This is a genomic window from Ochrobactrum sp. SFR4 (assembly GCF_019730395.1).
Taxonomy (GTDB): domain Bacteria; phylum Pseudomonadota; class Alphaproteobacteria; order Rhizobiales; family Rhizobiaceae; genus Pseudochrobactrum.
Map to the genome: position 1 here is coordinate 1 of NZ_JAAPBB010000776.1, position 272 is coordinate 272.

The following is a 272-nucleotide window of genomic DNA, read 5'->3' on the forward strand; positions in this document are numbered from 1 at the left end:
TCTTTAATCGTATCCATTTTAGCAAAAGCACGATCAACACCCTCAGGTGTATTCAGAACGTCATAGACTTTATCAACCGGCACGCCGTCTGCCATCAAAGCATATTCTAAATTCAGCATTGGCTGGTTTTTCATGCCGCGTTTACCTGGATATTTCTCACGGTCAAAGAAATCTTTCCAGTCTTTAGGGGCATCAGAGAAGACATCGGAATTATAAGCGAAACCATTACCGATGACCACATTACCTGCGCCACAGGTCTGTACGGCAGCCTC

The 272-nt window shown here is 44.9% G+C and carries 1 protein-coding gene; it reads right to left on the reverse strand.

Annotation, left to right across the window (positions count from 1 at the left end; genetic code table 11):
* A partial coding sequence (locus HBA93_RS21195; RefSeq protein WP_221724584.1) for an extracellular solute-binding protein occupies positions 1-272 on the reverse strand: 272 nt, incomplete at both ends.